We start from the raw sequence: 14,171 nt of genomic DNA on the forward strand, positions 1-14,171 counted from the left end.
TTGTACGAAGTTTCCTTGCACCCATATAATAGAAGTAGGCTATTCCGTTCTTTTGTTACATCCATTTCGAAATATGTAAGGCAGTCATGTGAGGTTGAACATAATTCATTTTTCAATTTGTTAAAGCATCATGTCTATACAGAGAGGGGCAAGAGAACTTTGACTACTTGCGTAGGGAAAATTATCGAAATTAACCGATATCCTATTAAATCATTTGGTGGCGAACGCTTGGAATCGTGCCAAGTCGAATCATATGGTTTGTATGGGGATCGATTTTGTGCCTTTTATGATGAGACGAAGCAGGGCTGGAATAGTTTCTTTACTGCGCGTCAAATTCCAAATATGCTTGCCTACCAAGCCAAACATGTCGATGACGGAATTGTAGTCACTGGGCCAGATGGAAGGACTTTTGGATGGGATGAACAATTACTGCAAGAGATTCAATCTTATTCGAAGAAAAAAATGTCGATGACAAGCTATCGAGCACCGAATCCCACTGATCCGGAGCTGATGTCTGTCGATGCGGCCAGTATCCTTATTGTAACGAATGTGACTTTGCGTAAGCTTGAAGCTTTATGGGGCAAGCCTGTCGATCATCGCAGATTCCGTGCCAACATCGTTGTCGCGGTCGAGGAAGGTATTGAATCAGAAATAGAGTGGATTGGTAAACGTCTTACGGTAGGGGATGTAGAGCTGCAAGTGGATGAGGAATGCTCTCGCTGTGCGATTACTACACTTGATCCAGTTACATTGGAACGTGATTCCTCTTTGTTGAAAACTTTAAACGCAGAAATGAATATGAACTTTGGCGTATATGCCTCCGTTAAGAAGGAAGGGCATATCCAAGAAGGCGATAAGCTGTATGTGTCCAGTGTATAACGCTGTGTTTTACTCATTTTGATAAAAAGTTCTTGTTATAGGAAAATAAATCCTACTAAAGGTATAGGAATAAACAAAGATTCAAGGTATAATCTTGATTGGTTATTAAGATCTAAGGTATACTTACATCGCTAAAATCGACTAAAAAGGGAGTTTAGTTATGGACAAAATTCTAGTTTTCGGACACAAAAACCCAGACACGGACACAATCTGCTCCGCTATCGCATACGCTGAATTGAAAAAAGAATTGGGCTTGAACGTAGAAGCTATTCGTCTTGGTGAGGTAAGCGGTGAGACAGCTTACGCATTGAAGCACTTTAATGTAGAAGCACCTCGACTTGTTGAAGCTGTTGCTAGCGAAGCGAAGCAAGTTATTTTGGTAGACCACAATGAGCGTCAACAAAGCGCTAACGATATCGATCAAGTTCAAGTGTTGGAAGTTATCGACCACCACCGTATCGCGAACTTCGAAACAGCTGCACCATTGTACTACCGTGCAGAGCCAGTTGGCTGCACAGCGACAATTTTGTTGAAGATCTACAAAGAGAAAGGTGTGGCTGTTCGTAAAGAAGTAGCAGGCTTGATGCTTTCCGCTATCATCTCCGACTCTCTCTTGTTCAAATCTCCAACTTGCACGCAAGAAGATATCGATGCAGCTCGTGAGCTTGCAGCGATCGCTGGTGTAGATGCTGAGCAATACGGCTTGGAAATGTTGAAAGCTGGTGCGGATCTAAGCGACAAAACAATCGAGCAGCTTGTATCGATCGACTCCAAAGAGTTCACGATGGGCAGCGCTAAAGTTGAAATCGCACAAGTAAACGCAGTAGACGTGAACGATGTATTGGGCCGTCAAGCAGAAGTAGAAGCGGTTCTTAACAAAATCGTTGCTGACAAAGGCTTGGACTTGTTCTTGTTCGTAGTTACGGACATTTTGAACAATGATTCCGTTGGTCTTGCGGTTGGACAAGCTGCACACGCAGTAGAGAAAGCTTACAATGTTTCATTGGATGACAACAAAGCCGTTCTTAAAGGTGTTGTATCCCGTAAGTCTCAAATCGTACCTGTGTTGACTGAGGCGTTCAACAGTCTCTAGAAGTAAGAGAGCTATTTATCTCTAGCATCTTCTTTAAATAAATGATTCAAAAGGTAAAGGCTGATTTCTGATCTGTTCAGGAGTCAGCCTTTTTCATATTTACATATAAAATTGTAAAAACAGGAAGGAAACAGACGTTCGATTGTAGAAGGAGAAACATGGAATTGTTTATCGATATCTCACAACGAAGAATAAATAGTTTAACTTTACTTCAAATTCTGAGTTGCTTGCATAGATCGCAGTTCCACTTTGTACATAGAAGGGATTAGGAGGGAAATTGTGTGATCGAACTAACAGAAGGCTATGTCGATTCATTAGCATTAAATGCCTCTGCCATTAAAAATGCCCAGGGGCTTGTTAAAAAGCGCAGCTTCGTTCAACTAAACAAATCAGAGGACGGTAAGCTGTTATTTGGTGAATGCTCTGGCAGCGGCAAGTCTAATTATGCCTGCTCTGCCGATTTTATAGAACCGGAGAAGCCGGTGATGAGATGCTCGTGTCCAAGCAGACAGTTTCCTTGCAAGCATACGTTGGGATTATTGTATGCCTATGTAGGTGGCGAAACATTTGAGCAAGCAGACGTACCAGAAGATATTACGACAAAGCGAGAGAAAGCTGAGAAGCGTGAACAGAAGAAGGCGGAGCAGGTCACCGTAGGGGAAGATACAAAGCCTAAGGTGAAAAAGGTGAATAAATCTGCCTTGAAGAAAAAAATTCAAGCGCAGCTAGAAGGACTTGATCTGCTGGAAAAGCTGACTCTTTCGCTGATTCGTGGTGGTTTGGGGACGATTGATTCTAAAACATTGAAGATGATTCAAGAGCACGTGAAGCAACTGGGAAATTATTATTTGACAGGGGCACAGTCGGAACTGCGTCGCTTAGTAGTCCTACTAGATGATGAAGACAATCGTGAAACAGCCTACACATCTATCATGGAGCAGTTAACACTTATTCATGCCTTAATAAAAAAAGGTCGTGCTCATTTAACGGCGAAGTTGAATGATCCTGAGCTGAAGCTTGATCCCGAATCGACGATTGAAGAATGGCTTGGTCACGCTTGGCAGCTCTCAGAGTTGAAGGAATTTGGTTTAATGAGCGAAAAGGTGGAGCTTATTCAGCTTGCTTTTGCCGGTTATATCGATCAGGGACGAGAGGAATATATGGATCGAGGATATTGGTTGGATAAGGAAAGTGGAGAGGTTCATCGTACTATCCAATATCGTCCCTATAAGGCTAGCAAATACATAAAAGAGGAAGATAGCTTCTTCGACGTTGCGCTTGTGAGCGAGCTTTATCTTTATCCAGGCGACATAAATCGAAGAGTACGCTGGGAGAAAATGACTTCACGCCCGCTTACTCCACAAGATTTAGAGCCTGTTCATGCGAAGGCTCATCGTTCCTACGCGGATGCTATAAAGTTAGTGAAAAATCAGCTTAAAAATCCACTCGGAGATCGTAATCCTGTCATGCTGCTTCATGTTGTTGATGTGCGTCAGTTGGAGCAAGGTCAATTTGTTATTTTGGATGAAGCGGGGCATCAGTTGTTGCTTGATGATCTGTCCCCTATCGGATATAAGACGGTGTCATTGCTGTCGTACGTTTCGGAGGAGAATTTGCACGATGTGAGCATGCTCGTTATGTTTGAGCATCATCTGGATACTGGACGTCTTGTTGCACAACCGTTAACGATTATCAAAGGTGCGGATATCACCCGCCTTTTGTACTAAGGGGGAATGAAGATGAGTACAGCATTGTTACAAGAGCTTCATCAAGAAGTAAGACGGCTATATATTGCGGGCAGCGATTTAGCACAAGGAGATTTTCGTTTGAAGCGTTTGCTGCCTCAGTTTGAACAGCTTGGTGAGCGTTCACCTGTTTTTAAGAAGTTAGCAGAAGGCATTTCGGAGGTTATTGCGCCTGAAGCTCAAGAGACGAATACGTCAGCGGAGAAGCTGAATGATTTGGGATTGTTGTTAAGTTCGGTGCTTCGAACCTTAGGGACGACTTCGGTAGAAGGAGAACTGACGGCTGTGAAGAGCTATCCCAATACTTTAACGACGAAGCAGTCTTTTCGAAAGTTAGTTAATGTATTAGAAGCCTTTTCTCCAGCAGGTAATTATTATCGTTATGTTATCCTGAGTCAATCAGTCGAAGAGGGAATGTTCAAAGATTTGCGACTTTTACCGTATGCAATTGCAGCTCTCGAAGATCAATTCATTGCTGATTTGGTAGAAAGGAAAATCCTCCCTTCTTATGGCTCGCAAATTGTACCGCATTTACTGTCATCGTTTGACGCATCAGGAGGAAAGTTACACGTGAGGAAGCTTAACGTTATTGCGGAAGTAGGCGGAGCAGAAGTAGAGGAGTGTTTGCTTCATGCAGCACAGCACGGTTCAAACGAAGTAAGAGAGGTGGCAATTCAACACTTATGGAAATTCAAACATTACGAGTCGGAGCTACTGATTTTTTCTAAAGAACAAAGGTTGGGAATTCGACGAGCTGCCTATTCAGCATTAGCGAGAATAGGGAGTAAATTAGCTGCTGCCCGGATCTATGAGGCATTCTCTGGTAGTGACATGGAAGTTGCGAGAGACGCAATTTACACTTGTGAAGACAGTGAACTTATTGAGTGGCTTGTTCAAGATTTAGAGCGTGAATTGAAGCAGGTAATTGAAATAGTAGAAGACAAAAAGCTGCAAGAATCTTCGTACAAAAAGATTGAATGTATCTTGAATGCACTTGGTAGGAAACAGAGCGATTCCCTGTATGACTTGTATGTGTCTCTAATTTCTAGCTATGTTTCCTACAAGAGTTTAAACGAGGTGGATTTATTCTATCATGCTGCTCAATATCTAGTAGGGAGTAATACGGAAGTGGCATTGAACAAACTTCATGAATTGGAAATTCATGATACTAGCTATACGAAGTATGCTTTTGATAATGCTCTTCCTCAGCTCTCTCCTTCACAATTTTATGAACGATATGCAATATGGTCAGAAGCCGTGAAGGTAAAGAAAAATGTGAAAAGACGCCAGAATGAAATTATTGAGCTTATTAAGAAAGTAGTGGTAAAGGAAGAGTACGGAGATTACCAGGTTCCTTGGGGCAAGAAAGAATTATATATGACTTTTACCTCGATGCTGTCCACAGATCAAATTGCACAAGAATGGGATGAACGGTGGTTGGATTGGGTTGTTGCACAGCGGGAATTTACGCTTGTATGTGTATTTGCACGCCCTGGTCACCCTGCTGCCAAACAGTTTTTGCTAGACACGTTAGCAAAGCCTCCTAAACAAAGTGAAGATTTTGCAGGGACATTACTGAGGGGGCTTCGACGATTAGGAGAGAATGATGAGCTGCTCCAGGAAGCGTTGATGAAATTAATTGAAACGACGAAATGTGATTTGCATGATCCATATGTACTGGAGCAGCTTTATCAATTGCCAGTGACGTATCATGATCGTTTGGTTGCGGTGCTACCAAATTACAGACGCCCTATTCTTGATGCGCTTTTATATACGCAAGATCAGATGAAGAGCGCTACGGGTGCGCAAGCGGAAGTCTAGTGAACACCAACCTATTACCTAAAGAACGGGAGATGAATATATGTCCACAACTCAGCAACAGTCGCAAGATATAATGCGCTTACCAGCAGAGCGCTTATACGCGGATGAAATCGCTGCGCTAATTAAGGCCGATAAAGGAAAAGTACCAACAGGGTGGCAAATGTCGCCGCAAGCAGTGCTTACGTTTATTACCGGGGGGAAGGCGGGCAAAACCGTTATTACACCTAAATATATCGGAAATAAAAGATTGGTAGAAATGGCGATCGCGACGTTGGTAACCGACCGTGCCCTGTTGCTAATTGGTGAACCAGGTACGGCTAAATCGTGGTTGTCTGAAAATTTGACGGCAGCAATCTATGGTCATTCTGGCCTTGTTGTACAAGGGACAGCAGGCACAACAGAGGAGCAGGTACGTTATTCTTGGAACTACGCGATGCTGCTGGCGAATGGTCCGACACCTGAGGCTTTGGTACAAAGCCCCATTATGCGTGCGATGGAAGCGGGCGGAATTGCAAGGTTTGAGGAAATATCGCGCTGTGCTTCTGAGGTGCAGGATGCGCTGATCTCTATTTTATCTGAAAAGACCATTTCGGTGCCTGAGCTTGGCAAGGAAGTAAGTGCGCATAAAGGATTTTCGATTATTGCTACGGCTAATACGAGAGACCGCGGTGTCAATGAAATGTCGGCAGCTTTGAAACGCCGCTTCAATATTATAGTGCTGCCTACACCTTCAGATATGGAAACGGAAGTCGAAATTGTGAAGAAGCGGGTGCAGGAGATTGCTGCTGCCTATGATTTGCAGTCGGCCGCTCCGGCTGATGAGGCGCTGCAAAAAGTCGTCACGATCTTCCGTGAACTACGGAGTGGAATGACACTTGATAAGAAGGAGAAAGTTAAATCTCCTGCAGGTGTCATTTCCACAGCAGAGGCGATTTCCCTATTAACAAATAGTATGGCGCTTGCGGCAAGCTTCGGCAGCGGTGAATTGACGGATGAGGATTTAGCAGCTGGTTTGCAAGGTGCGATCGTAAAAGACGACGTCAAAGACAAGCTCGTTTGGAAAGAGTATCTTGATAACGTTATGAAGAAGCGTGGAGCGGAATGGAGTGGCTTGTATACGGCATGCAAGGAGTTGAACGAGTGAGCACGATAGCAGAAGAGGCCGTGCACATTTTTGGCGTGCGTCATTTGTCTCCAGCTGGTGCAAAGCATTTGCTAGATTATCTGGATCATATTCGACCAACAGCGGTTCTAATCGAAGGTCCATCCGATGCAACGTCAGAGATACGTCATCTAACGAATAGAGTGACGAGGCCTCCCGTGGCAATTCTGGCCTTTACTGATGAGTTGCCTGTGCGAACGGCGATGTGGCCCTTTGCTATCTATTCGCCAGAGTATCAGGCGATGAAGTGGGCAGAAGAAAATGAAGCGATGGTAGCCTTCATCGATCTTCCAACATCTGCGACGCTTGCACTCCAAAGTGTGAGTTCTTCAGAGTCAGCGAAGGAGAAGGAAGAGGATGAAGCTTCGACTTCTTTACAAGGACAAGAACACGGAAAACCTAACGATGGTGGAACGGTTGTAGAAGAGCGAGGCGAAAGTGAATCGTCTATCTATCAACGGATTGCCGAATTGTCTGGCGAGTACGACTATGATATGTACTGGGAGCGGCATTATGAGCACAACTTGAATCCGGGTTCTTATCAAGAGGCTATTCTATCTTTCTCTACTCATATGCGAGAACTATCGGAAGCAAGAGAACGACGTTATGTGCACACTGAATATGCCTACAACGCGATTCGTGAGGCATACATGTGTCGGCAAATTAAAGAGACGATTGCGGCTGGACATGATCCGAGCAAAATCGTCGTTGTGTGTGGAGCGTATCATGCTGAGTCATTAGCTGATCTGTCAACAGCGATGACGGATGAGGAGTTGGCATCATTACCGAGCATCAGCTCGAAGCTAACACTGATGCCGTATTCCTATTATAAGCTGTCGACGATGTCTGGTTATGGTGCGGGGAATAATGCACCCCATTACTATGAGATGATGTGGCAGCGAATGATGGATGGCTCACTAGAAGATCTACCCGAACACTATTTAGCGAGTGTAGCACGGCTGCTGCGTGATAGTGGTACACATCGCTCCACAGCTGAAGTGATTGAGGCAGTTCGACTTGCTCATGCTCTAGCAGCACTGCACGAGGGCAGCGCACCAACGCTGCGTGATTTGCGCGATTCCGCGCAAACCCTGTTAGGTCGAGGAGAACTTGCAGTCGTCGCCGAGGCATTAGCTAGAGTCGATGTAGGAACTGCAATTGGTTCGCTTGCCGACGGGGTTAGCCAGACTCCTATTCAAGATGATTTGAACCGACTGCTTAAGCAGTTGAAGTTGGAGAAGTATAAGTCGACGGTGGCGACAGACATAGCGTTAGATTTACGGGAAAATCGACGGGTGAAGTCCGAAGAATCTGCTTTTCTAGATTTACATCGCTCTACTTTATTTCATAGATTGAACTTGCTTGGTATTTCATTAGCGAAACAGCGAACAAGTGGGCAAGAGAATGCGACTTGGGCGGAACACTGGGTTCTTCAGTGGTCGCCTGAAGTGGAGATCGAAGTTGTGGAATCGACGCTGCTCGGTGAAACGATTGAAGTTGCGTCTGCTTATGTATTGCAGCAGAAGCTGGAAGCTTGTACGACGATTGACGATGCGTCCAAGCTTATCCGTGTCGCATGCGAATGTGCGATGCTCACGGAGATGGAAGCTGCACGTCAGACATTACAGCATATCGCGGCGGACAGCCGTGATGTGATTCAAATGGCAACCGCAGCACGTGAGCTGTCTATGATTATTCGATATGGCGATGTAAGGCGAATGGACACATCGCCGCTTTTGCCACTTCTTGAACAATTATTTATACGCGCATGTTTGTTTCTATTGGATGCGAGTGGTTGTAATGATGAAGCTGCCACATCCATGATAGCAGCGATGAATGAATTGAACAGCGTCTCATTAGATCATAGTGAGCAGGTAGAGGAAGCATTGTGGTTGCAGGAGCTTGCTAGATTGGCAGAATGTGACGACCGGAATCCGCGGCTGTCGGGCTTCGCATGTGCCATATTAATGGAACGCAATGCGCTCTCTGCTCAGCAATGTGCGGAGGAAGTATCGCGCCGCCTATCTCCTGGTATTCCAGCAGATATTGGTGCTGGATGGTTCGAGGGGTTATCGATGCGCAATCGTTATGCTTTGCTGTCTCGGATGAGTCTATGGGAGCAGCTGAACGACTATATCGAATCTCTTGAAGATGAAGAGTTTGTCCGTGCATTAGTATTTTTGCGGCGCGCATTAAGTACGTTTGCTCCACGAGAGAAGGTTATGATTGCAGAACTGTTAGGTGAGCTGTGGGGCGTGCAAGCTGAGCAAGTGGAAGAAGTACTCAGCGAGGAATTGAAGGAGGATGAAGCAAACATGCTGCAGCAATTGAATGATTTTGACTTCGGGGATTTTTAATATGAGTGTGGTTGTAGATACGAAATCAATCTCTCGTTGGCGGCTCATTCTCGGTCAATCCGCAGAACAGCAATTAGCTGATTATCGTGGAGGAGACACGACTGGATTAACGGATGAAGAACGGATTATGGATCAAGCGCTAGCCGAAATATACGATGATACGAACGGAATAGAGTATCCAAGCACTAGTGCTTCTAAAGGTAAACGAGGCGCGGGGAATGGCAAATCAGCTCCGCATCTGTCGAAGTGGTTGGGGGATGTACGATCCTTCTTTCCGGATGAAGTGGTGTCCATAATTCAGCATGATGCGATGGAGCGAAAAGGCTGGAAGCAGCTCTTGTTCGAACCAGAAGTGCTGGCTCAAGTGAAGCCAGACATTCAGCTTATCGGAACATTGTTGTCTTTGAAAGGGAAGATCCCTGAACAGACGAAAGAAACGGCACGCATGCTTGTTCAGACGGTTGTAGATGATTTAGTAAAGCTGCTGGAGCATGATATTCGACGTGCAGTCACAGGGGCGTTGAATCGTCGCCAGCATTCACCTCTTCCTTCTTTGAGTGGAATCGATTGGAAACGAACGATACAACGTAATCTGAAGCATTATAATGTAGAGCGAAAAAAAATGATTCCTGAGAAATTCTATTTCTTTGATCGCGCACAGCGCAGCAAGGAATGGACTGTTATTGTAGATATCGATCAAAGTGGATCGATGGCTGATTCCGTAATCTGGGCTTCAGTCATAGGTTCGATTTTTGCGAGTATCCCAGCTTTAAATACACGCGTCGTGGTCTTTGATACAGAGGTCGTAGACTTGACGGAGGAGTGTGCCAATGATCCGGTGGATATGCTGTTCGGTATTCAGCTAGGTGGCGGTACAGATATAAATAAGTCAGTTGCCTACTGTGAATCATTTATTGAAGAACCTAAAAAGACGATATTTATCATTATATCTGATCTGTATGAGGGCGGTAATCGTGGGGCATTAATTCGTCGCATGCGCGAACTCCATGAGGCGGGAGTTAGGACGATGTGTTTGCTCGCTTTATCTGATCAGGGTCAACCTTACTATGACGAAAGTTTAGCGAAGATACTGACTAAAGACGGTACTCCTTGCTTTGCTTGTACACCTGCATTGCTGCCAGAATTAGTAGAAGGTGCTTTAAAAGGCCATGACCTTTCCGAGCTGGCGAAACGAGTGGAGAAGACTAAGCAAAGATAGCTGGAGTTTATACTCGTTTTCCTGTTACGGATAACTTTAATCAATGTTTAGAGGCTGTTCACTGATTCGTCATCAGGGGACAGCCTTTTTGAGTTGTAAAATGCTAGAGCTAATATTACAATTTATAGTAGAACTGGATAAGGAGAGTGATGAATATGTTTGATTTACGATCCGATTCATCTGGTCCACTTCATAACTCGCATTTGAATGGTACGAACTCGTTAATATCCGCTTCTAGTATTATTTCCTCAATATTCGCTACATCAAGCCCATCTATTTACCCTGTATGTTTATACTGCAAAGCCGCACCTACGAACGACTCTCAATACCTTCACTGTATTTCTAGAAAAAGAAAAAAGCATTGTCGAACATGTCAGTTCAAGGAGGAATGTAGATGAATCATCTTTATACACCTAATACAGGTGATGGTTCTCAAAGAAAACATATTGCTGTCGTAAATATCCGTGCTCACGGTCATATTAACCCTACATTAGGAATTGTAGAGGAACTGGTGAAGCAGGGGCATCGGGTTACGTACGTGGTCACGGAAGAGTTTGTGTCAGTAATAGAAGCGACAGGTGCGGAGGCGCGTATTTATCAATCGTTATTCCCTGCTAACCTCACAATGAAGAGGCAGCCTATGGAGGATATGGCTTTCGGCATGGATTTATTTTTTAATGAAGCCCAGCAAATGTTCCCGCAGTTGGAAGCGATATATGAAGATGACAAGCCTGATTTGGTATTGTTTGATTTTATGGCTTGGATAGGGAGCGTGGCAGCTTCTAAGTGGGGTGTTCCTTCTATCCAACTTTGCTCCTCCTATCCGCATGATAAACAGGACCCCATGTATGAAGAGATGATGAAAATGCCCGAATTTGCTGCTCATGCAGAAAAGGTAGCCCGCTATATTCATGACCTCCAAATCGAAGAATTAACGATGGAATCTTTGATGTTTAAGCAAGAGTTGTCCATTGTTTTTATGCCTCGACAATTCCATTACGAAGGGGATTCCTTTGATGAGCGCTACCAATTTGTAGGGCCGTGCCTCCGTACAGAGCACAATCAAACGGGCTGGAGCCCACCAACAGATGACCGACCTATTCTATACATTTCGCTTGGTACCGTATTTAACGATTGGCCTGAATTTTTCAATCAATGTATGGAAGCCTTCGGCAGTACATCCTGGCATGTTGTGCTTGTTGTTGGCAAACATCTTGCCACGGAGCAACTGCAAACGGTCCCAGATAATTTCGAGGTTCATGCGACTGTGCCGCAATTAGCAGTACTGCAGCATGCGAAGTTGTTTATTTCTCACGGCGGTATGAACAGTACGATGGAAGCGATGCTGCATCGTGTTCCGCTGGTTGTTATTCCACAGATGCAAGAACAGGAGAGGACTGCCAATCGTGTAGCTACCCTAGGATTAGGTTATTATTTGAAGCCAGAGGGTGTAACGGTAGAGAAGCTGCGTGAAGCAGTTCAAACGGTTGCGGGACATGAATGCATGTTAGAGCGAGTCAAGCAAATGAGTCAGCATATTCATGCTGCAGGCGGAACTGTGCGTGCAGTGGAGTTGATTGAACAGCGGTTGCTTATGGCGGAGGTTGTTGCTAAATAGGAATCAAGGTAGATGGAAGAGAGCTAGAGCCTAGAGCCAATGTCGTATAAACAACGTACAGGCATTGGCTTATATTTTGAAATAGCAGCAAGGAACCCAAGTGTAAGGCTCCCCACCACTTTATTTAAGCAATTAACAAATCCGTATTTATGAAGCGTTTTTCACATGAGGATTGGCATGAAATTCCCACCTGTTACTGGTTAAAAATGAAACCAAATGATCTACTTCATTTTCGAATTTTTTAAATATAAGTTTACTCATCGTCATTCCCTCCCTGTACTGTATATTTAGATAAATAGGTGTAATTTACCTTTTTATTTGGGTAATAAAGTACTTTTTTCGAAATTATTGTTTTTATTCACTTGACCCTTACGTTACGTAATAGCTTACTGTGTTGTTTAACAAAGTGCAGCACAATGAGGCTGACGAAATGTGAGGAGTGAAACAGCATGAATATTCAATGGGTAGATACGATAAAACAATACGAGCAGCTTTATCAACTTCCAATAGAGAAGCGTCGTGATTATTTTCGTTATGAGATGATGGGGCCGTTTGAAGACATGTGGAGCACGATCCAAGTGCCGCTGAAACCAGCGACAGAGGGCGGCTATGATGTGGTGATGGCTTGTGAAATGATGGGGATTTTAGCATTGGATGAAGATGAGCGCGGCTTAGCAGCCGTGGAGATGATCAAAGCGAGTCAAGCCGAACAACTATTGCAGCGCTCTTTGCAGGAATGCGTTCAGCACATGGAACAAGCAGGATTGCGTGTGGCAAGGGAGCAACTAAAAGCGGGGATGTATTTTGGAAATCCAGAAAAGCTTGAGCCGCATAACGGCTATTCTGGATTCGGCGGTATTCCAGGTTTTATTCAGCTTTACATTTATCCAAACGAGTACAATCTTAAGCGGCTTCCTGCTTTGATTGCGCACGAGTTTCATCATAATATACGATTCTCGTATTTTGATTGGAGCCATGGAGATGTCACGTTAGGGGAATATATGATTATTGAAGGACTAGCTGAATCGTTTGCGGCTGCCATGTATGGTGAGGAGCTTATTGGCCCGTGGGTTACTTCCCTTGATGAGGACGATTTAGCTTATTCCATTGAGGTGATGCGAACTGCACAGGATAAAAAAGGTTTTGACGCCGTAAGCGGCTATATGTTTGGCGATGAAATAGCCAAGGCACAAGGATATACGCCTGTTGGGATGTCTTATGGTGCTGGCTATGCGGTTGGCTATCATATCGTACAGTCGTTTCTCAAACGCAACAACGTTAGTATTACAGGAGCTACTTTGATGAAGGCATCGGACATTATACAGGGTAGTGATGTGTTCAATTGATAAGAGGTAGAATAGTTGGAAATAACAAATAACTTGGTTCTGATATCGTATTTGCATCGTAATGTAACGAGGAAGAGCAGGCTCCGACCTTAGCATCGGATGACCTGCTCTTATTGCTCATAGGATACATACCCTCTTCTACGTCGAAGCCATGTTGATAGTCCAAACGGTGCATACAAAATAATAAACATGACAAAAGCGACTGCTTCCAGCGATAAAATATACCATGGATATGGGCCTAATACGTCAAGCAAAGATGCTGTTTCTGGCTTGCGAGCCAAGAACATATAATTGCCGCCAGTCAAGTAATTAATAGAACCAACGACGACGAGCAGTACATTGAGAAATGCCATCGCGAGTCCGACCGATTTCCAAGTTGGCCGGTATTTTTCCACCCACACCATATACAGTACTGCTAAAATAATGACGATATGCGCCAAGAAGAATTGTAAAAAACGAAAGTGTGGGAACGGATATCCGAGTGCTGGTGTTAACAACGCTTGCAGCGCTCCCCCGATTCCTGTAAAGTAAACGATGCTGAAAATAAAGCGGCTGCGAAATAGTAGCATAAACACGCATAAGTATAGCGAAATACTGCATAGTTCAAGCGGAAGCGTATCGGATACGTCATATACACCGCCTGTCACATACCATACATTTAGCGATACCTCTGCTAACACAAGCAAGCCTATCAGTGTAAATCTAGTGTGCTTGCTGCGCTTCTCATCCCGCAACCAAAATCGGCACACATACAGCAGCCCAATCGAAGCGGCAAAGAGAAGCAGCGCAACGAGATGAGCAGATGAGAAAGCTTGGAAGGTGTTCGGATCGTAGGTGTCGAACCATGAAACCATTAACAACGCCCCTTTGTTCTTGTAAGCCTTTCCTTAATAATTCCAATATACTATAAAATCCCAAATTAAACTCTAGT

General features: G+C 44.4%; 10 protein-coding genes. 9 read left to right on the plus strand and 1 reads right to left on the minus strand.

What is annotated here, in order from left to right:
* Positions 1-159: 159 nt before the first annotated feature.
* The 9 genes from FPZ44_RS00690 (at position 160) to FPZ44_RS00730 (ending at position 13,240) form a co-directional block, all read left to right on the plus strand.
* Entirely contained in the window at positions 160-879 is a 720-nt protein-coding gene (locus tag FPZ44_RS00690) for an MOSC domain-containing protein (protein ID WP_144986457.1), read from the plus strand.
* Between the two features lie 160 nt (positions 880-1,039).
* Positions 1,040-1,972 (plus strand): manganese-dependent inorganic pyrophosphatase, encoded by a 933-nt coding sequence (locus FPZ44_RS00695; protein WP_144986459.1) that lies wholly within the window; start codon positions 1,040-1,042, stop codon positions 1,970-1,972.
* Between the two features lie 281 nt (positions 1,973-2,253).
* Positions 2,254-3,699 (plus strand): SWIM zinc finger family protein, encoded by a 1,446-nt coding sequence (locus FPZ44_RS00700; RefSeq protein ID WP_144986461.1) that lies wholly within the window; start codon positions 2,254-2,256, stop codon positions 3,697-3,699.
* 12 nt (positions 3,700-3,711) lie between these two features.
* The gene (locus tag FPZ44_RS00705; RefSeq protein ID WP_144986463.1) at positions 3,712-5,538 is read left to right on the plus strand and encodes a HEAT repeat domain-containing protein; all 1,827 of its coding nucleotides are present in this window, start codon (positions 3,712-3,714) and stop codon (positions 5,536-5,538) included.
* Between the two features lie 40 nt (positions 5,539-5,578).
* Entirely contained in the window at positions 5,579-6,682 is a 1,104-nt protein-coding gene (locus tag FPZ44_RS00710; RefSeq protein ID WP_144986465.1) for an AAA family ATPase, read from the plus strand.
* Complete coding sequence (locus FPZ44_RS00715) at positions 6,661-9,057, plus strand: DUF5682 family protein (RefSeq protein ID WP_144991613.1); 2,397 nt, start codon at positions 6,661-6,663, stop codon at positions 9,055-9,057. The genes FPZ44_RS00710 and FPZ44_RS00715 overlap by 22 nt, the downstream gene beginning before the upstream one ends.
* Position 9,058: 1 nt before the next feature.
* Positions 9,059-10,276 (plus strand): VWA domain-containing protein, encoded by a 1,218-nt coding sequence (locus FPZ44_RS00720; protein WP_144986467.1) that lies wholly within the window; start codon positions 9,059-9,061, stop codon positions 10,274-10,276.
* 394 nt (positions 10,277-10,670) lie between these two features.
* Positions 10,671-11,894, plus strand: a complete 1,224-nt coding sequence (locus tag FPZ44_RS00725; protein ID WP_144986469.1) for a macrolide family glycosyltransferase — start codon at positions 10,671-10,673, stop codon at positions 11,892-11,894.
* A 449-nt stretch (positions 11,895-12,343) separates the two neighbouring features.
* Positions 12,344-13,240 carry a DUF2268 domain-containing putative Zn-dependent protease gene (locus FPZ44_RS00730; RefSeq protein ID WP_144986471.1) on the plus strand — a complete coding sequence of 299 codons (897 nt, stop codon included), beginning with the start codon at positions 12,344-12,346 and terminating at the stop codon, positions 13,238-13,240.
* Positions 13,241-13,350: 110 nt separating this feature from the next.
* Here the strand turns inward: FPZ44_RS00730 and FPZ44_RS00735 are convergent, their stop codons facing one another.
* Entirely contained in the window at positions 13,351-14,094 is a 744-nt protein-coding gene (locus tag FPZ44_RS00735; RefSeq protein ID WP_144986473.1) for a YwaF family protein, read from the minus strand.
* Between the last annotated feature and the right edge of the window lie 77 nt (positions 14,095-14,171).

The sequence above is a fragment of the Paenibacillus agilis genome, from assembly GCF_007786455.1.
Taxonomy (GTDB): Bacteria; Bacillota; Bacilli; order Paenibacillales; family Paenibacillaceae; genus Paenibacillus_B; species Paenibacillus_B agilis.

Bases quoted from the DNA above. Each gene is read 5' to 3' on its own strand.
- FPZ44_RS00735 (WP_144986473.1), bottom strand. From the start codon at position 14,094: ATGGTTTCATGGTTCGACACCTACGATCCGAACACCTTCCAAGCTTTC.
- FPZ44_RS00720 (WP_144986467.1), top strand. From the start codon at position 9,059: ATGAGTGTGGTTGTAGATACGAAATCAATCTCTCGTTGGCGGCTCATT.
- FPZ44_RS00695 (WP_144986459.1), top strand. From the start codon at position 1,040: ATGGACAAAATTCTAGTTTTCGGACACAAAAACCCAGACACGGACACA.
- FPZ44_RS00725 (WP_144986469.1), top strand. From the start codon at position 10,671: ATGAATCATCTTTATACACCTAATACAGGTGATGGTTCTCAAAGAAAA.
- FPZ44_RS00705 (WP_144986463.1), top strand. From the start codon at position 3,712: ATGAGTACAGCATTGTTACAAGAGCTTCATCAAGAAGTAAGACGGCTA.
- FPZ44_RS00730 (WP_144986471.1), top strand. From the start codon at position 12,344: ATGAATATTCAATGGGTAGATACGATAAAACAATACGAGCAGCTTTAT.
- FPZ44_RS00710 (WP_144986465.1), top strand. From the start codon at position 5,579: ATGTCCACAACTCAGCAACAGTCGCAAGATATAATGCGCTTACCAGCA.
- FPZ44_RS00715 (WP_144991613.1), top strand. From the start codon at position 6,661: ATGCAAGGAGTTGAACGAGTGAGCACGATAGCAGAAGAGGCCGTGCAC.